Raw genomic sequence first — 22,429 nt, forward strand, 5'->3', positions numbered from 1 at the left:
AATTAAATTTAATATCTATTTTGACAGACAAAATGATAATAGTCAAATTTAACGCTATTACTACTCTATTTCAAATTATTGCGGTAAACCACATAAATTGTTGCGGCTTGCTTTATAATAGCAGTTTATTATCTCTTAAATGTTCTGTTTAAAACAATTAATCATGAACAGGACTATCCGTACAAGGACAACTGCTTAATGCCTGAAGGAAATCAAATCCTAACGTTACTACGTGTGTTCCGGAGTTGTAATATCCTAAATCGTTAAACATTATCTGATAAGAATATCCAAAATAGAATTTATATTTCATAAAACCAACCATTGGTCCAACAGATAAAGGTTTTGGAAACTGGTCATTCAGCATACGATAAGAAACCCCAACCCAATAATATTCTTCGTAACGGTTATAACGTCTGTATTTAAAGTTTAAATCAGTAGATGAACGCTTATCACTCGCAAAATATTGATAAAATACAGATGGCTCATATTCGATGCGGCTATTTTCACCGTCTCTAAAAGTAAAGCCCGAGTATATTTGATAATTAGAAAGTAAATCCGGTTCGCCAACTCTCTCAATATTAACACTCTTCTTTAAAACGTTGTTGGCATTAAAACTGAAAAAAAAGTTTTTATTACGATATAAAGCACTAATATCAAAGTTATTGTTAGCTGTATAACGATTATTGGTTACCGAAGGATCAAGAGGATTTGAATTCGGATCATTTGGATTAGTAAAGTTACCTGTATCTACCCTGAAACTATTAAAGTTATAAGAAATACCAAAAGATAAATACTGCTTAGAATAATAATCTAAAATAATATGATGAGCAAACGAAACTTTTGCACCTGTTTGTCTCGTATTACCATTTTTATCATTATAAACTGAAATACCAACTCCTGAACGATCAAGAAGCCTAAAATCAACATACGCAGATTGATTTTCGGGAGCATCTTTAATTCCAACCCATTGAGTCAGACCATTGACTCTAATTCTAAGATTATCACCAATACCTGCATAGGCAGGAGAAAGTACAAAAGGATTGTCCGCCAAATACTGTGTAAACACTGGTAGGTTTAGCTCTTGGCTGTAACCTGATGTTACAGCCATGAGTACTAAGGATACTATTAATTTCTTCATTGTAATAAATTTTTTAGATAACATCATTGGGGCTATTATTTTGTTATCTGTATAAAGTGAAATGTCCAACAAACTCTCTTGCATCTTTCGCGTCATTTAGTTTTAGAACATACCAGTAATCTCCTGTTGGCAGTTCCTCTCCATTATACTTACCATCCCATTTCTCACCATAGTGATATTTAGCAATTACACGTCCGTATCTGTCGAAAATAGAAAACTCAAGGTTGTTGTAAATATTAGTACAACCAGGTCCCCATCCGTCATAAAGACCATCTCCGTTTGGAGTAAAGTAATTCGGGATACAAACATCAACATAAATCATCGGTACAATTATTGTCGCAGTACAACCATTTTGATCTCTAACTATTACTTCATAATCTCCAGATTTGTAGATTTTATATTTGTTAGAAGATGTAAACGGCTCTCCGTTGAAACTGTATTCATAAGGAGATTTACCTCCAACACCCATAACTTCAATTACGTTCATTTCAGTTACTCCGGCAGATACTACACTAATAGTTAACTTGTCAAAGCTATCAATTTTAAAGCCTGGTGTTTGTAAAGAACAACCATTAGTATGTCTAACATAAATCACGTGATCACCAGGAAGAACATCCTTAAACACATTCTCTGATTGATATGTACCTGATTCATTATCAAGAGCATAATCAATATCTGCAGGATTTACAGTAGTATCAATTACATTAACGGTTACTGTATTAGTTTCACATCCATACACAACTTCTACAGTTGAAGTTAAGTCTACCGGAAGTGGTACATTAACACTTTCCAGATCAAAAGTACAGCCATTAGCATCTTTTACATATACATTATGAAGACCTCCTTTAAGATTGTCAAATGCATAAGGCATACTGGTTACATCAAAATAAGTCCCGTTTTTATCATCTAGACTTACTTTGTAAGGTGCAACACCGCCAGTAATATCTATAGTAAACGAACCATTAAGTTCACCTATACATTGTTCCGGCAATATAGAACCTGGCGTTACACTTACCTGAAGCGGTGAAGCAGGACCTGTAACTTCAACTTCCTGCATAAATGGACATCCGTTTTCATCATTCGCCAGAATTGTATAAAATCCTACAGCTAAATTTTCAAATATACCATCATCAAAATATTGATCAGATCTTGGTGAAATAGAATATACATAAGCACCTGTACCACCTGAACCGGTAACCACAATTTTACCTGACTTGTCACCAAAACACAAAACAGGAGAAACTGCTACCTGAGCTGTAAACGGTGTCGCAGGTTGCTTAATTTCAACAGATTCTGTCTCTGAACAATCTCCACTATCAACTTTTACTGTATAAGTACCTGCAACAAGATTTTCGAATCTGTCTTCTGCTTGTGGTCCTGCAATAATAGTTGTTCCTGCGCCATTAAGCAGTGTATATTGATAATTTCCTAAACCACCTGTAGCTGTTGCCACAATAACACCTGTAGCAGAACCTGTACATTTTACAACAGCATTAGATAATTCTAAATTAATCATTAATGGTTCTAAAGGTTCAATTTTGATATCATTAGATATAAAACTTACACAACCATTAGCATCTTTAACATAGTAATGATAATTACCAGCCGGAACATCAAAAGATGTTGATGAAGCGAATGAACCAATTACAGTAGCAAAATTTGCATCAGCACTATATGTGTATGGACTTGTACCTCCAACTGCGCTTAATGTAAGTGTTGTTTGTGTTAAACATGTTTGTGCTTTAGATACAATCAAACTTGGAATTACTTCTGTAGGCTCGCTTATAACAATTGTTCCGGAAGTCGCTGTACAATTATAACCATCAGTAACTGTTATCGAATAAGTCCCTGTACCTAAATCAGTGAAAACCGGAGATGTTTGAGGACCAGAAACAATAACTGGTGTTGCTGAAACAATGTTCAAAGTATATAAATAATTACTTCCCTGACCTCCTGTTACATTGGTAACGGTTATCGTACCATTCTTAGCTCCAAAACATGTTAACAGAACATCTGGTGATGTTGTAATTACGATTGGATCAGGAACAACTAATGTTGCAGTTGTTGTAGCAATACAGTTGTTACCGTCTTTAACATTGATGGTATAAACACCGGCAGACAATCCAGTGAAAACAGCCTGATTAGAATAATCGACTAAAACATTACCTCCCAATACTAATTGATATTGGTAATTAGTAGTATCCCAGCCACCTGATGCAAATGCAGAAATCACACCATCATTATTACCAGTTACACAAGTAATCTCTGATTGAGTTGTTGTAATTGTCAGCGCAGCAGAAGGCTGGCCAATTGTAAATGTCGCTGTAACCGGACAGAATGGACTATTGCTTAATGTCGCGGAAACAGTATAATCCCCAGCAGTTAAACCTGATAAATTTAGTGGTCCTGCTGTTGCAAAACTTCCTGAACTTGGTATCGGTCCTGTTACTGTGTAGGTGAAAGCACCTGCATCATTTGTTGGATTGGCTACATTATCAATTAAGGTAATAGATACCGCACCTTCATTCGAACCATAGCAGACCACATCGCTAGTTTTTACAACGCTTAAATCGAAAGTATTTGGTTCGTTTACATAGTGAGCTTTTTGGATACTACATCCTGTAATTGGATTTAAAGCTGTAATAATATATTGTCCAACCAATAAACCTGTAAAATTACCTGTAGTATTTGAAGGGAATGAAACTGCTCCACTCACATCTGTCAACGTATATTGAATACCTGCTATCGTTGTTCCGGAAGCATCAACCGCCGTAGCTGTAATATCTTCCAGATTAGTACATGTAATAGCTGTATTAATAACATTTATTTTATCCAATCCAATATATGGATCAATTGTTATAGGAGCATAAGTACCCATACAGCCATTGCTGTCATAAACATTTACAGTATAACTTCCACCGGATAAATCAAGTTCGGTATACGTATTTGAAGTTCCTTTTTGAACTGGAATAGAGTTTCCGTTTTTGATAAATTCATAAACCGTATAAGTTCCTGAACCACCTGTCACTCCTGTTACCGGATCAACTGTAATCGTTGCGAAATTAGATGTATTGCCTGTCGTACAAACAAATTGTGAAACAGTAACATTATTTACCAGAACTGGATTTGGTTCAATTACCGAAATCGTAGCACTTGCTTTACATCCTCTTTCAGATATTACTTCGATAGTATAAGATCCAGCTGTTAATCCGCTAAATACAGGTGAATTTTGTGGAATACCTCCATCCAGGCTATAAGTGTATACCGGATTATCGTTTACACCAGCTGCCGGAGTATCCATAGTCGCTGTAATTGTACCATCGTTTCCTCCATTACAAGTTACTGGTGTTGGCGTCAAAGCAAATCCAGTAATTTGAGTTGCAGGTTTTAAATCTATTGTCGCAAATGCTTCACATAAAGTAGTTGTATCACGAACTCCTATAGTATGAGATCCGGACGCAACGCCTGCTAAAGGTGTGACTGCTCCAAAAGCACCACCGTCAATGTTATAAACATAATTTCCTGAACCACCTGTCGTTGCTACCGCCACTACACCATCACCATCTGTACAAGAAGGAGAAGAAGTAACCGTTGGAGTAAGAATTAATGGTTCCATAATAGTAACCGGAGTAGCAGTTGAAATACAACCATTAGCATCTTTTACTATTACATTATATAAACCTGGAGCATTTACTGTAATAACATTATTTGTATCATAACTAACGCCATCAACACTGTACAATAATGCAGTACTGAATCCTGTAGCCGTTACCGTAATATCATAAGTACCTGTTGCACTTGGGCATTGTGTAGCTACTGCACTGGCAATAGTTGGATTAGTATCTAAAGTAATTGTTTGAGTGTTATTTGTTGAGCAATTATTATTGTCTAATACATACACTATCCAATTTACATCGGTACCATTATTAGTATCAACAACTAACTTGTCGCTAGTCACATAATTTGTTGCTGTTGGTACTGGATCTGAAGCTTTTGCAATTGCATATCTGTAAGGAGCAGTTCCACCATTAGCCGTAATAGTAACAGTAGCATTATCTTCATTACAATTAATATTTGTAGCAATCGAAGTTGAGCTTAAAGCAATTGTTGGTTCATTGATTGTGAAACTAACAGGAGCTGAACAACCCGAAACATTATCTGTAATTGTGAAAGTATAATTCCCGTAAGGTAAATTAGTATAACTAAACACATCACCATTTTGAGTCATTATTCCAGCATTAGGAGATAATGAAGGCGTATAACTTCCTGCCGTAATGTAATTTGCTACCGTTAAATTCACAGCACCTGTGCTGTCACCTTTACAATACACATCATTAATTAATTGAGCCGTAACTGATATTTTATCAGCTTCTTCTACTATAATTGTTTTAGTTGTACTGCAACCATTGCTGTCTGTTACTTTGATAACATAAATATCTGGTGCTAAGTTTGCAAAACTATTCGTTCCAATTGGAGCAATTACTGCTGCTGAAGCTGGTGAAATAATTTCGTAAGTATATGGTGCGGCACCTCCTGCAACACTATTAACTGTTATTGTTGCAACAGTTCCGGGAGTATTACAATAAATAGGACTGGCTGTTAAATCCATGTCTGTTGGCGGTGTATATGGTGCAACAATCGTTGAACCAGTTACGCTACATCCATTAGCATCATGAACAACATAATCAATAACTTGTGCTGTATTTACTGAGAATGAAGGTGAAGCCTGGAAAGTAACTCCATTATCAAAACTATAGGTATAACCCGGTGTTCCATCATTTGCCGTAATAGTTACAATTGCATCCTTAGGAGCATTTGTTGCATCACAACCGAAAGGTGTTACAACAGCACTCGCTGTTAAAACAACCGGCTCGGTAATAGTTACCGGAACTGCAGCTGAAGGGCATCCTTTGGCATCAGTCACTACAACTGAATAAGATCCTGCAATTAAGCCTGTATAGATTCCTGTAGCATCTCCTGTTGTATTGGCACCAGTTCCCGTAAGCGCATAAGTATATGGCGCAACTCCGTTTGAAGGTGTCAACGTGATCGTTCCATCATTGCCTCCATTACAACTTACATTCGTTGGAACAGCTGTAGCCGTTGGCGTAGAAGGTGTAGTAACAATTACTGCATTTGTTGTTACCGAGCAATTTGGCGCATTACTATCCGATATTACAAAAGTATAACTGCCTGCCGCTGCAACTGAAGCTGTAAAGGCCGAACCCGTTACCGCAGTTGGAAGTCCTGTAGTAGCAATTCCATTCAAATACATCTGATATGTATATGGTGCAACTCCATCTGTGATAGTTACATCAATGGTAGCATTAACCGGAATTCCGCAATACAAATCTTTTGTCAATGTTGCCGTAGCCAACAATTGTTTTTCAATTATATAAGAAACAAATGCCTCACAGCCATTATCATCCTTAATTCCTAATGTATAAGTACCAGGAGATGTGAATGTAGCCGTTGAAGAAGCAAGAGTTGATCCGTTTACTGTATAAGTTTTAACCCCTCCGTAAACAGTAGTCAAGGCATCCAGATCAACTGTCAAGGCTGATCCTGCATAACATTGCTGTGCCGGTGGAATAATACTTGGTGCTGCATTATTAATGATAACAACATTCTCCATATGGATACAGCCATTAGCATCTTTTACATAAACATCCCATGATAGGTCTGTCAAATTAGTATCTACTGAAAGTACAGGACTGCTTGTGTAAGCTGAAGCTGCCGGAGCTCCTGCCCCGCCGCTTACAACTGCATACGTGTAAGCTCCTGTTCCGCCTGTTACACCGCTAACTGTGATTTGTGAAATATCCTGTGAACAGAATACTTTGGTTGCAGCTGCCGTGAAAGCAATCGGGGTTGGTTCTATTGTTATTACTGAAGCCGCATCCGAACAAGAAGTCGTATTATCCGTTACAGTTACTGTATAAGTTCCTGCTGAAAGATCTGTTAAGGTAATAACATCTCCCGAAACACTTTGGGTAAATGGTAATGCTGCCGGAACGCTGGTCACAGCTATAGCATAGTTACCCGAAGTACTGAATCCGGTAATGGTAAATTGTGCTGAACCGTTATTGGTTGTACCGTCTGCGACATTACATGAAATATCATTGATCAACGTACCAACAATAGCAATCGGGGTTACCGGAGCAACTGTATGGGATTCCTCGTAAGTACATCCGTTTGCATCTGTTACCCTGAATACATAAGTACCGGGCGTCAATCCTGCAAAGGTAGTAGTCGTTTGTTGTGGTACGATTATAGGTGAAGGCGCTATAGTCTCATATTGCAATGTACCTGTTCCTCCTGTATGGCCCGTAATCTCAACTGTACCGTTTACTGAACAAGTTACCGGAACTGTTGTATTGAATGTTAAATCCGTTGGCGGAACCAAAGCAGGAATATTAACTCCATTCGGTAAAATATAAATACATTGGTTTGCATCTTTTACATAAACATTAAAAGTTGTTCCTGTGTATGATTGGTACGTATTGGTTGATGAATAATTCAATCCGCCATCAAAACTGTACTGATAAGGAGCTGTTCCGTCTACTCCGTTTACCGTAACCGTAGCAGGCTGTGCCGCATTACCCGCACCACATGCCAATAGCGTAGTGATAACTGATGTCGCTGTTAAAACAACCGGCTCGGTAATAGTTACCGGAACTGCAGCTGAAGGGCATCCTTTGGCATCAGTCACTACAACTGAATAAGATCCTGCAATTAAGCCTGTATAGATTCCTGTAGCATCTCCTGTTGTATTGGCACCAGTTCCCGTAAGCGCATAAGTATATGGCGCAACTCCGTTTGAAGGTGTCAACGTGATCGTTCCATCATTGCCTCCATTACAACTTACATTCGTTGGAACAGCTGTAGCCGTTGGCGTAGAAGGTGTAGTAACAATTACTGCATTTGTTGTTACCGAGCAATTTGGCGTATTACTATCCGATATTACAAAAGTATAACTGCCTGCCGCTGCAACTGAAGCTGTAAAGGCCGAACCCGTTACCGCAGTTGGAAGTCCTGTAGTAGCAATTCCATTCAAATACATCTGATATGTATATGGTGCAACTCCATCTGTGATAGTTACATCAATGGTAGCATTAACCGGAATTCCGCAATACAAATCTTTTGTCAATGTTGCCGTAGCCAACAATTGTTTTTCAATTATATAAGAAACAAATGCCTCACAGCCATTATCATCCTTAATTCCTAATGTATAAGTACCAGGAGATGTGAATGTAGCCGTTGAAGAAGCAAGAGTTGATCCGTTTACTGTATAAGTTTTAACCCCTCCGTAAACAGTAGTCAAGGCATCCAGATCAACTGTCAAGGCTGATCCTGCATAACATTGCTGTGCCGGTGGAATAATACTTGGTGCTGCATTATTAATGATAACAACATTCTCCATATGGATACAGCCATTAGCATCTTTTACATAAACATCCCATGATAGGTCTGTCAAATTAGTATCTACTGAAAGTACAGGACTGCTTGTGTAAGCTGAAGCTGCCGGAGCTCCTGCCCCGCCGCTTACAACTGCATACGTGTAAGCTCCTGTTCCGCCTGTTACACCGCTAACTGTGATTTGTGAAATATCCTGTGAACAGAATACTTTGGTTGCAGCTGCCGTGAAAGCAATCGGGGTTGGTTCTATTGTTATTACTGAAGCCGCATCCGAACAAGAAGTCGTATTATCCGTTACAGTTACTGTATAAGTTCCTGCTGAAAGATCTGTTAAGGTAATAACATCTCCCGAAACACTTTGGGTAAATGGTAATGCTGCCGGAACGCTGGTCACAGCTATAGCATAGTTACCCGAAGTACTGAATCCGGTAATGGTAAATTGTGCTGAACCGTTATTGGTTGTACCGTCTGCGACATTACATGAAATATCATTGATCAACGTACCAACAATAGCAATCGGGGTTACCGGAGCAACTGTATGGGATTCCTCGTAAGTACATCCGTTTGCATCTGTTACCCTGAATACATAAGTACCGGGCGTCAATCCTGCAAAGGTAGTAGTCGTTTGTTGTGGTACGATTATAGGTGAAGGCGCTATAGTCTCATATTGCAATGTACCTGTTCCTCCTGTATGGCCCGTAATCTCAACTGTACCGTTTACTGAACAAGTTACCGGAACTGTTGTATTGAATGTTAAATCCGTTGGCGGAACCAAAGCAGGAATATTAACTCCATTCGGTAAAATATAAATACATTGGTTTGCATCTTTTACATAAACATTAAAAGTTGTTCCTGTGTATGATTGGTACGTATTGGTTGATGAATAATTCAATCCGCCATCAAAACTGTACTGATAAGGAGCTGTTCCGTCTACTCCGTTTACCGTAACCGTAGCAGGCTGTGCCGCATTACCCGCACCACATGCCAATGGCGTAGTGATAACTGATGTCGCTGTTAAAACAACCGGCTCGGTAATAGTAATTGGAGTTTTTGGGTAAAGACATGATTTTGCATCTTTAACCGTAATAGTATAAGTAGTTCCTGCTGCTAATCCCGTAAATACATTTGAAGGTTGGAAAATTCCAGCATCCAATTGATATTCGTAAGGACCAACTCCGGAGCTTACATTTACTGTAATAGTACCATCTGTACCGCCATTACAGCTTACATTCGTTTGTGATGTTGTAAATACTGTTGGTATAATTGGGTCTAAATCAAAGCTGGTTGTCGCTTGACAAACTGTTGCATTGTTCGCATCTGTAACTCTAAACACATAGTTTCCAGCAGTTGTTGCTGTATATGGATTAGTAGCAGCTGCAAACGGAAGACTATTGAAAGATACTTCGTAAGTATAATTAGCAGCCGGGGTTGTATTTCCGCCTGTTGTTGTCAAAGTAATTTTCGCATCAGGGCTTACTGTACAATCTAATTCTTTAGTTAATGATGCAGATAAGTTTAATTTAGGATATACTTCATAATTAACATTTGCTGTACATCCATTTCCATCCTTAATTACCAAGTTATAAGTTCCTGCCGCATTAAATGTAAAGCTCGGTGAAGCCTGGAAAGCACTTCCGTTTACACTATAAGTAGCTCCACCAATAATGTCCGGATCCACTGTACCTGAAAAAGTAATTGTAAATGCATTTCCGTTATAACAAATTGGAGCTGCCGGTGCATTGATTATTGGAGCATCATCTGCATCTAAAGTTACAGAAGCATTCTTAATACAGCCATAAGCATCTTTAACGTAAACAATATAATTTCCTGTTGTGCTTGTTGCAAAAGTAGTATTGCTAATCCAACCTGCCGTTGCAGCCGTTGGTGCAGCAGCTGACGCTAACAAATACTGATAAGTATAAGGTGCTGTACCATCTTTAGCCTGGGCAGCAATTACACCATCTTCATTACAATTAACATTTTTAATTTTAGTAGCCATAATTGATAAATCAATAGCTGATTCTGTAATAGCAAATGGTGCTGAAGTTGCACTACAGCCTGCATTTGTTGCACCTGCATCTTCTGTAATTAAAACAAAATAATTACCAAATGGCAACGAACCAAAATTATTTACAACTAATGATCCTCCAGCCGGTACAGTTGTACTCACTGAACCTCCAACCGCTGTAACAGATTGTGAATTATAAATTTGATATGTAACTGGTGTAGCTACTCCATAAGTATGATTTATAGTAAATGTTACATTACCATTTGCGGCACCTTTACACGTAATATTATTTGGTACTAAAGGATTAACTGTAATGGTTGAACTTGTTCCAATTGGAAATTGAGAAGTTTCATAATAGTAACATCCTGTTCCTGTTCCACCATGAGCTGCATCAGCATCATATACTACAAATGTATAAGTTACTCCCGGAATCAAATTAGTGAATGTCGTTTGTTTACTACCCGGAGCATCTTCCGGCAACCATGTTCCTGTTGGATAAGAAGGTGCTGAACCTGTATATAAACTGAAGTAAAACGGACCTGTACCAATTGTGCTTGTAGGTGAAGAACCTACAGCTACAACAGCTGATCCTGGTCCTGAACAAACAGCCGGTGCTGCTGAAACCGTAATATCCAAATCATCCGGTGGCGATGCTACTAATACATTTTGAACTAATTTTGAACAACCATTCGCATCAACTACATTAATTTGATATAATCCAAAATCAACTACGTTAAAACTAACTGATGTGGTACCTGCATTATTTAATTCAGAATTATTATAACCATTAACCCCTGTTACGATATAATCGTAAGGTCCAACTCCTCCTGTAACACTATCAACTATTACTGAACCTTTTGAAATACCTGAACCATTACAAGTAATTGGAACAGCATGACTTGTCACTACAATAGCTGAAGGTTGAGCAATATTAAATAATTGTGTATCTGTACAGCCTTTAGCATCAGTTACTGTAATTGTGTAATTACCGGCTGCTAAACCAGAAGTTTGTGTCCCATAATTAGTTCCTTTTGTTGTATTCAATACATTGAAGACAAATGGAGCCAATCCTTTTGTATTGTCGATTGTTATATTTATTGCCGCAGTATTATCTCCATTACAATTGATAGATTGCGTTTGGGTAACTCCGGTAATATCAGGATTAACAGTTGGTGTAACAACAATTGCTGTTGTTGTTGAAGCCGAACAGGAATTATTATCTGTAACTGTGAAAGTATAATTACCCACAGTACTTGTAGTAAATACATTTCCTGCAAAAGATCCTGTATTTGGAGAACTTGTATATGTAAATGGTCCGGCTCCTCCTGTTGGAGTTAACGTAATTTGTGCAGCAGTTGGTGCTGGATTACAAGTAATATCTTTGTTTAAAACAGCAGTCAAAGTTAATTGTGGCGCTACGATAACCGGATTACTATCAGCAATACAGCCATTAGCATCTTTGACACGTATTGTATAAGTACCTGCTGTCGTTATTACGAAAGTGTTAGAAGCCTGGTAAGAAGCACCAGCATTAATACTATAAGACAAAGTTCCTGTTCCTCCCGTTGCAATAGCAGCAATAGCATATCCTCCAGGCGTACCTAAACAACCTGAACCTGTCGCTGTAACTGTTGTTGGTGCAGAATCTTTAGCAATTACAAGATCTAATTTACGAGTACAGCCATTAGCATCTTTGATCCAAACATCCCAGTTCAGGGCAGGATCAAGATTGGCTGTGTTGGAAGCAGCATAAGTTCCTGCTGCTGCATTATCTGCTACAAAAGAATAAGTATAATTTGGTGTTCCACCTGCCGGAGTGACTGTTACTGTAGAAGTAGCAACATTACAATTTGCATTTGCCGTTGTAAAAGTAGCTGATAAAGCCGTCGGTTGTGAAATAGTAATTGATGTTGGAGCAGTACAGCCTGTGGTTTCATCAGTGAAAAGTACACTATAAGTGCCCTGGCCCAGGTTTGGCAATGTAAACGTACTTGCTGTTTGTCCGGTTACCGGAGCCCCTGAATTTATAGTATATCTGTAAGTCGTCGTAAAACCGCTTACATCATAACGAATCGAACCTGTAGTTCCTCCATTACACAACACATCACTGATCTTCGTTGCGGAAACAGCAATTGGACTAACCGGATTAACTGTATAGGACTGAATCGCAAAACATCCATTGGCATCTGTTACCTTAAAGGTGTAACTGCCTGCTGTCAATCCTGTGAAAACACCCGATGACGCTCCCGTTGTATTGATAACCGGTCCTGAGGTAATGGTATAAGCCAGTGGCGCAACACCTGTTCCCGCCGTTCTTGAAACCGTTACCGTACTGGTTGTACTGGAAGCCGGTGAACAATAAATTGGTGAACCTGTTATTCCCGAAATCGTCGGTGGGTTTAATGGTAATAAATTAATATTCTGAACAGATGACAAACATCCGTTGCCATCTTTTACAATGATATTAAATGTTTGAGTACTTCCATTATCATTTACTGTCAAAGTATTGCTTGTACCATATGACGTTCCGTTATTGAAACTGTATGTATACGTTCCGTTGCCGCCTGAACCTGTTACTGTAATAACTGCTGCAACTTTAGTGTTGGTAACACTACAGCTAAATGGTGTCGTTACTACCGCTGAAGCTCCAACTGTTGTCGGGTTCACCAATGTAGCTGCAACTGATCCTGTACATCCTTTGCTGTCTTTTACATAAAAAGTATAGCTTCCTGCTGCTAAACCTGCAAATGATCCGCTTGCCACGAAAGTAACATTGTCAGCACTATAAGTGTAACCGCCTGAACCGCCTGCTCCTGTTAATTGTACTGAACCGTTTGCATTTCCATTACATAACGGATTTACATGTGTTTCACTTACTGTAGGATTAGTAATCGGGCTTACCGTAGCTGTGGCTGTTGATGTACAATTATTGGCATCTGTAATAACAAATGTGTAAGTATCTGCATTGGCATTGCTTACGCTATAGGTAAAGCTTAAAGCCGCACTTGGTGCGCTTGAAGCGCTTACTGTTCCGGATCCTTTTTGAACAGTATAAGTATAAGGAGATTTTCCTCCTGTAATAGTAGTAGTAATTACCGCATTTGGAGTAGCCGAACAATCCAATGCTTTGGTTACTGCTGCGTTGGCAACTAATCGTGGTGAAACTGTCACTGGTGCTGCAGAAGCTGTACACCCGTTGGCATCTTTTACCCAAACCGTATAAGTTCCGGGAGCTACTGTAAAAGTATTACCCGCCTGGAATAAACCAGATGCACCATTGATTCCATAAGTCAGGGTACCTGTTCCTGATGTACCTGTAGCTGTTATAACAAATGTACTTCCTGAAGCCGTACATTGGTTTGTTACAGAAGCAGTTACCGATGGTGTAAGGTCACTAACAACCGTTACTGTACTTTTTATGGTACAACCGTTAACATCTTTTACATAAACATCCCAAACTAAATCTGCTCCTGAATTCGTGTCTACCGTTAAAACAGCGCTAGAGCCGTAAGCAGATGTTGGAACCGTTGATGGGTTTTTGGCAAAGGCATAGGTATAGTTCGGTGTTCCGCCCGCAGCTACAATTGTAATCTGTGAATTATCATTGTTACAGTTTATAGTCGTTGGTGTAGCACTGGTTAAAGTTAAAGCCGTCGGTTGCGAAATAGTAATTGATGTTGGAGCAGTACAGCCTGTGGTTTCATCAGTGAAAAGTACACTATAAGTGCCCTGGCCCAGGTTTGGCAATGTAAACGTACTTGCTGTTTGTCCGGTTACCGGAGCCCCTGAATTTATAGTATATCTGTAAGTCGTCGTAAAACCGCTTACATCATAACGAATCGAACCTGTAGTTCCTCCATTACACAACACATCACTGATCTTCGTTGCGGAAACAGCAATTGGACTAACCGGATTAACTGTATAGGACTGAATCGCAAAACATCCATTGGCATCTGTTACCTTAAAGGTGTAACTGCCTGCTGTCAATCCTGTGAAAACACCCGATGACGCTCCCGTTGTATTGATAACCGGTCCTGAGGTAATGGTATAAGCCAGTGGCGCAACACCTGTTCCCGCCGTTCTTGAAACCGTTACCGTACTGGTTGTACTGGAAGCCGGTGAACAATAAATTGGTGAACCTGTTATTCCCGAAATCGTCGGTGGGTTTAATGGTAATAAATTAATATTCTGAACAGATGACAAACATCCGTTGCCATCTTTTACAATGATATTAAATGTTTGAGTACTTCCATTATCATTTACTGTCAAAGTATTGCTTGTACCATATGACGTTCCGTTATTGAAACTGTATGTATACGTTCCGTTGCCGCCTGAACCTGTTACTGTAATAACTGCTGCAACTTTAGTGTTGGTAACACTACAGCTAAATGGTGTCGTTACTACCGCTGAAGCTCCAACTGTTGTCGGGTTCACCAATGTAGCTGCAACTGATCCTGTACATCCTTTGCTGTCTTTTACATAAAAAGTATAGCTTCCTGCTGCTAAACCTGCAAATGATCCGCTTGCCACGAAAGTAACATTGTCAGCACTATAAGTGTAACCGCCTGAACCGCCTGCTCCTGTTAATTGTACTGAACCGTTTGCATTTCCATTACATAACGGATTTACATGTGTTTCACTTACTGTAGGATTAGTAATCGGGCTTACCGTAGCTGTGGCTGTTGATGTACAATTATTGGCATCTGTAATAACAAATGTGTAAGTATCTGCATTGGCATTGCTTACGCTATAGGTAAAGCTTAAAGCCGCACTTGGTGCGCTTGAAGCGCTTACTGTTCCGGATCCTTTTTGAACAGTATAAGTATAAGGAGATTTTCCTCCTGTAATAGTAGTAGTAATTACCGCATTTGGAGTAGCCGAACAATCCAATGCTTTGGTTACTGCTGCGTTGGCAACTAATCGTGGTGAAACTGTCACTGGTGCTGCAGAAGCTGTACACCCGTTGGCATCTTTTACCCAAACCGTATAAGTTCCGGGAGCTACTGTAAAAGTATTACCCGCCTGGAATAAACCAGATGCACCATTGATTCCATAAGTCAGGGTACCTGTTCCTGATGTACCTGTAGCTGTTATAACAAATGTACTTCCTGAAGCCGTACATTGGTTTGTTACAGAAGCAGTTACCGATGGTGTAAGGTCACTAACAACCGTTACTGTACTTTTTATGGTACAACCGTTAACATCTTTTACATAAACATCCCAAACTAAATCTGCTCCTGAATTCGTGTCTACCGTTAAAACAGCGCTAGAGCCGTAAGCAGATGTTGGAACCGTTGATGGGTTTTTGGCAAAGGCATAGGTATAGTTCGGTGTTCCGCCCGCAGCTACAATTGTAATCTGTGAATTATCATTGTTACAGTTTATAGTCGTACCTGAAGCTCCTGTAACTGATAAAGGCACTGATGGCTGAGTAAGTGTAATACTATAAGTAGCCGGACAAGTGGTTTTTCTATCTATTACTGTAATGGTGTAAACACCTGCCGGTTGTGGAGTAGCAACATTTATGGTAGTAATAGTTTCACTAACATTACTTGCACTTTGAATAACTGTATTAGCAGCATTCCTAATCACATAATCGTATCCTCTGTCTTTTACTCCGTTTACTGTAAACTGAATCGTACCTGTTTCACCAAAACATTTAATTGGTGTTAGTATAGAACCTCCGGCTACGATATCCGGAACACTTTTTACATTATAATTTAGATCAAAACTACATCCGTTTTTATCAGTAGCTCTAAAAATATAATCTCCTGGCTTAAGATTTTTAAATTCACCATCAGACACAATAGCAGAACTAAAGCCGGCAGGGCCAGAAATAATTTGGTATCGAATAGGAGATAATCCACCTATTGCCTGAAATTTAACGTGTGCTTCGTATGCCGGACACTCTAAACCTGTATCAAACATTACATCAATACCAGTAATAGATGTCTTAGGATTAATCACTATCGATAAGGGTCCAAATTGACAGCCATTAGCATCCTTAATATAAGCAGTTATCGTTCCTGCTGAACTGGTAGAATATGTATTGCTGGAAGTAAAATTAGTAGTTCCATTAAAACTATATTGATAAGATCCTGTTCCTCCTGAAGCGCTAACAGTAACTACTGCCGGTACAGTACCTGTACTGCTACAACCTAAATCTGTAGCGCTAATAGTACCTGAAACAGAAATTGGATTTACGATAGTAACATTACTAACTGCAGATTCACAACCTTTACTATCAATCACTTTAATATTATAAGTACCAGCAGATAAACCTGTAAATTGATTTGTGGCCTGAGTTGTATAAGCAGCACTTGAACTTAGTTTAATAGCATAAGTATAAACAGTTGTTGCCCCATTTGCAGCTGTAACTGTTATAGTACCATTATTAGCATTGTTACATGTAATATCAGTTTTTACAGTCGTCAAAGTTGGTGTTGTTTTTGGAGAAACAACAATAGTATTACTTGTCGCAGGACAGCCTTTACTATCTGTAACAGTAAATACGTAATTTCCTGCAAGTGTAGCTGTATAAGGGAAAGAAGCTACAGCAATAGCTGCACCTCCATTATAAGAAACGGTATAGGTATATGGCGCTCCATAACCACCTGCAACCGAAGTTGTAATTGAAGCATTAACTACACATGTTAAGTCTTGAGCCAAAGTTGCAGTCAATTGCAATTGAGACTCTATAATAATATTAGAGATTGTAGTCGTACAATTATTGCTATCCGTTACTAAAATCGTATGTGTTCCTGGTGCAACGTTATTAAAAGTATTCGTGTTTGTCGGAGTATTACTATCTAGTTTATAAGTATAAGGTGCTAATCCTCCAGTTACAGTAACAACTAAACTGGCAGGGTTAGAAGTTGTATAACACCAGTCTGTTGCAGCTGCTAAAGTTGCAGTTGGTCCGGTTGGAGTAGTTATTGTAATAGGTGCAGATGCCGGAGATAAACAGTTATTGGCATCTTTTACCTGAACAGTATAATTCCCTTGTGGTATATTAGCAAAAATTTTACTTGCTTGAAATGCTCTAACAATACCAGAGCCATCACTAAGTTGGTACTGATAACTTCCAGTACCTCCTGTAACAGTGGTAACAGTAATAGTTCCTCCTGTTGTACAAGTTGGTGCTGTTTGATCTACTTTAACAATTAGTATTGCCTGAGGCGATTTAATTTCTGAATCAAATGAAAATTTGCATGTGCCTGCATTGTCATTTTTAACAATAACTTTATATATGCCAGCACCCAGTCCAGAAATGATTCTCGGTGAGGTTGTTGAAGTATTCCAGGTTGAACCATTATTGATAGAATAATAAAACCCTGTAGTAGTATTAAAATTAGTTGCCGTAATAGTAATACTTCCATCATTTGAACCACTACATTTCGCATCTTGAATACTTGGAGTCGGTGCATTAAAGGCTCCATTAGTATTAATAACTATTGGGAACTCTTTTTCATTTCCACATGCTTTTGGAATTTGATATACAAGAATATCATCTACTGCCAGGTCATTTCCATTAATTACCTGACTATTTGATATAATTTGAAAATCTAAGGAAGTATTATTACCCGGATTTAATGTCAAAAGAACACCAGCTAAATCAGTACTGGAATGCCATTGTTCATCTCTTGGAATACTTGGCATAACCTGAGATGCAATTACAGTACTTCCTTTTACTAATTGGATTGTTAATTGAGGGGAAGAAAGGTTATTAGTTGCTTTAAGCAAATTAAGCATATACAATGATACTTTAATATCCTGATTAGGAATAACATCATTGATAGGTTTTTTATACAAAACTGCACCTAGAGGAATGGCATTACCAATATTAACTGCTAAAAACCTTCCATCTGTAATCGTTGGTGTATTGTTTAATACAGCTGTGTGATCTTTTGGTAAGATCCAATTGAAATCTGGTCCATGATCAGGAAGTAATGCATTAGTAACTACATAATCTCCATCATTCATTAACCATGGATGCCAATCATTTAGGCTACAAACTGCAACTGCATCTTGTTTTTCCCAACAATAAGCTGAATTAATACCCGGAGAAGTAGTATCTCCACCTCTTCCAAAATCCTCCTGCAATAAATTACTATAGGTAGAAACCGTTGAAATGTTGTATTTAACCTTAACTGTATGCGCACCTGAAGGCACATTTAAGAAAGTGTTACTTGGTGTATTTGTGTTTAATACTCCATCTAAGTAATATTCATAAGTATAAGTTGCACCTGCCGAGGTTGGAGTATTGACTACAACAGTAGCAGTAGCTGTACCATCACAATTGAATACAGGATTAATATTACTATCAATTACCGGATCCTCTGGTTTAGGATCTAAAATAACATTATAAGGAATTTTATAAATACATCCTACATTATCTTTTACACGTAAATCATAAGAAACTGTAGATGAAACTACATATTTTTCATTAGAAGCCTGCCATGTCGCTCCACCATCAAAACTATATTGGTAAGGAGCTGTTCCTCCTTGCACATTCGTAAATCTAATCAATCCTGTAGGTTGGCCTCCTTGTAAAGGTCCACAACCTGCTAATTCAGCCACACCAGCTGAAGCACTTACTGCCGAAGTTGGTCCGGCAATAATAACTTGTTGTGCCGGATCCTGACAATATTTTATTTGAGGCTGAGTTTGCCATTGAGGTATATATGAAATGCCGTATCTGACAACTACATTATAGCTACCTGGCTGTAAATTAGAAAAAACAGGATTAGTTTGAAAAGTTCCTCCATTATCAATGCTATAAGACATACTGTATCCATTAGGAACAATATTTGTAAATCTTATTTCAGAATTATCATTGTAACAATTACTATTTGTATGAGTTACATCGTATGTTGGTTTTGTATTGCTTGGAACGGTAATAGAAATTGTAGTTTCACAGTTTTTAGAATCAACTACTCTAATAGAATAAGTTCCCGGAGCTGTTACTATAATTTCGTTTGATGTTTGAAAAGTTGAAGACCCATTTATAAAATAAGAATACGGAGCCCAATTTCCACCAGATGCACTTATTACAATTTTTCCGTTACTACAAGCAGTTAATGGCTCTACTAAAGCTGCTGTTGCATTTATAGCTGAGACTGGTTGCTGAATGTAAATATATTCAGAAACATCACAATTTGGAGCTGGCGTACCGGGAACCGGTCTGTTAGTTACCCTAACTCTATAAGTTATTCCGGGAGTTAAATTTGCAAAAGTATAATCTGAATTTGGAACAGGGCCTGAACTATTTACAAGTGTATTACCATCATAAAGATAATAGTAATATTGAGGATCAATATTAAGAGCTCCAACTTTTATAGTCCCTTTTTCACCAAAACATGCAGGCTGAGTCACAAATGTACTTATCTGCAAATCTCTTTTTCTAATAAGGATATTAGGTATTGTAAAAACACAAGGATTGCTCGTTACGCCAATCTGTCTGATATGAATAGTGTAAGAGTTTGGATTAGTAATGTTGAAAATATTACTTGCCTGATATGCTCCTATTGCTCCGTTCGGATCTGTACTAATTGCATATTCATAGCCTGAAGGAACCCCATTTACAGTAATTTTTCCGGGTGTACCGCAAATAATATCTTCATGGGTTTCTGTTGCAGTTAATGTGTTTTGATAAACATTAAAATAAAAACGATTAAAGCAACCACCGGTATAATTTACCGTTAAACGATATTGTCCTGGGGCATTAGCAGTATAATTTGCACCTGTGCCAACTTGTGACCAGGTACAACTCGTACCTTCGTTTGCACAATTCTGATTTGTTATTGCAGTACAACTGGCTGTGTTTAATTTTTCCCAAACAATTGTAGAACTTTCAGTAATATTTGTTTGTATTAGTCTTGTTGCACTACCCCCACATAAAAAAATGTTTGGTAATGGTTTTCCATTATCAGGACAAGTTACAAAATTATCAGCATAAGGAAGTACCGGATTTGTAGTTGTAGTTCCAAAACGGGTAACCGTAAAAGCTTGGTAAATAGATCTACACGGTGCAGCTGCCAGATTGTACACATAATACGTTCCCGGGTCTTTTACGTTAAGCGTTTGACCAGTTCCGATTTGATTTGTATGTGCCTCATCGCTATACCAGGTGTAAGCTGAATAACCGTTTGCCGCTACTAAATCTACATTCTCTTTACATAGAGTAACATTTGTCGTAAATTTACAACCATCAATACCAACCAAAAAGTTCGTAGCCTTAGGAACCAGTATACAACCTGTATTAATATTAACGCTCGGATCATCTGAAATTACAAAACTGGTATTTTGCTGACCTCTATAAGTCGCATAAGCTGAATTATCAATACTATTGGAACACGCTTCGCTCAACATACTACAATCAGGCACTACCTTAACCTTAAAACTAATTATTTTTTCAGGATCTCCAACTTCAACAATACTGTTATCAACTGCAAAAACGATATTTCGCGTTGCAGCATTATAACTTTGAATAGTTACACCTGCTGGTAATGAAACAATATCACCCGGGTAATTAAAAACAATATTAATTGGCAGCTGATCCCTAATTGTAAATGATGTAGCATTATCGTTACCAGTATTTTTAAATCCAATTTCGTAATTTAATTGTTGCCCTAAAGTTACATTTTGTCCACCAATATTATTTCCCGCAGCATCTTTTACGATTTTGGTTAAAACAATTTGGGGTTCAATAATTTCAACATTAAAAGCATTGAAAAATAATCCATAACCATCTCCACCTGTACTCAGTTTTAACTGTGCTGAAGTATCATTGTTTTTAATAATGGAATTTGATGCATTGTTAAGATTAATAATACCGGCTTCAAAACCAAGAGTGTTCCCACTTGCAGGATTTCTATTGGTATAGGGTCCGTTAACATCATTAATTGTACTATTAAAAAAGTTGTCAATTGCACGCTCATTAGTAGAAATATCTGTATTATTTACAGAATAACGATCACCTGTAAGGTTAACATCCCCTTCTAAAGCTGCAAAAGCCAATTTTGCTTTCACAGCACCGGTGGGAATAGTTTTAAAACCCGTAATATCATATGTCACAGGACCGCTTGAAGATTGAATCCATCTTAAGCCGTCGAAAGTAGTAATATATTTTGCTGATGACTTTGGATCTTCATATACAACAAACAATGACCAGCCCGCAGAAAATCCACCATTAATTTTACCTCTGGCAGAAATAATATTCGCAACTGTATAGGCTCCTTCCGGATTAGCTAATCCTTGTATTAATGACGTAGCATCATAATAATATGCATAAGGCATTTGGTCTCCGTTTGAAGTTGTCGGATAATAATCATAAATTAATGAGCCTGTAATATCATTGTAATTAGGTTGATTGGCAAGTTTAAATTTAACTTTGCCTAAATTAGCACGACTTACACTATTGTCATCTACAGAACCTTTACTATAAATACCAGCCCAATACAGTCCTGCATATACAATTTTATAACACTCCCTACTAGCTGTTGGTACCGCTAACGTTGCAGAACTTGAACTAAATGTTGAATTATCACTATCAACATCAACGTATTGCATGTTAAGGTCATTATTATTCTGAGTCGTAGAATTAAAAGCATCATTTGGCCGTTGATTACTTTTATTCTCATCTCTATTCAAAATATTATTACCTATCAAAAGCATATCACCTTTTAAACTCGTATCGAAACGAGCAGTGAAATTCTTTTGAGAGAATACAATAAAACTTTGTATAAAAAATAATACAACAAAAACTGATTTTAAAGTAGTAGGTTTTTTCATGATATTATGGTTTTCAGTTTAACTAATCATTTTTTGAAGGGGCATTCAAAAAACAATATGTAATCTTATTT

General features: G+C 38.0%; 2 protein-coding genes. Both read right to left on the reverse strand.

Annotated features, from left to right (window positions below; translation table 11 throughout):
* Positions 1-157: 157 nt before the first annotated feature.
* Positions 158-1,138: a PorP/SprF family type IX secretion system membrane protein gene (locus ACEN92_RS14495; RefSeq protein ID WP_495639064.1), complete on the reverse strand. Its 981-nt coding sequence runs from the start codon at positions 1,136-1,138 to the stop codon at positions 158-160.
* A 43-nt stretch (positions 1,139-1,181) separates the two neighbouring features.
* A complete protein-coding gene (locus tag ACEN92_RS14500) occupies positions 1,182-22,358 on the reverse strand; it encodes a T9SS type B sorting domain-containing protein (RefSeq protein ID WP_495639065.1) in 21,177 nt (7,058 codons plus the stop codon).
* Positions 22,359-22,429 lie beyond the last annotated feature (71 nt).

The organism is Flavobacterium sp. Flavsp81 (assembly GCF_059491325.1).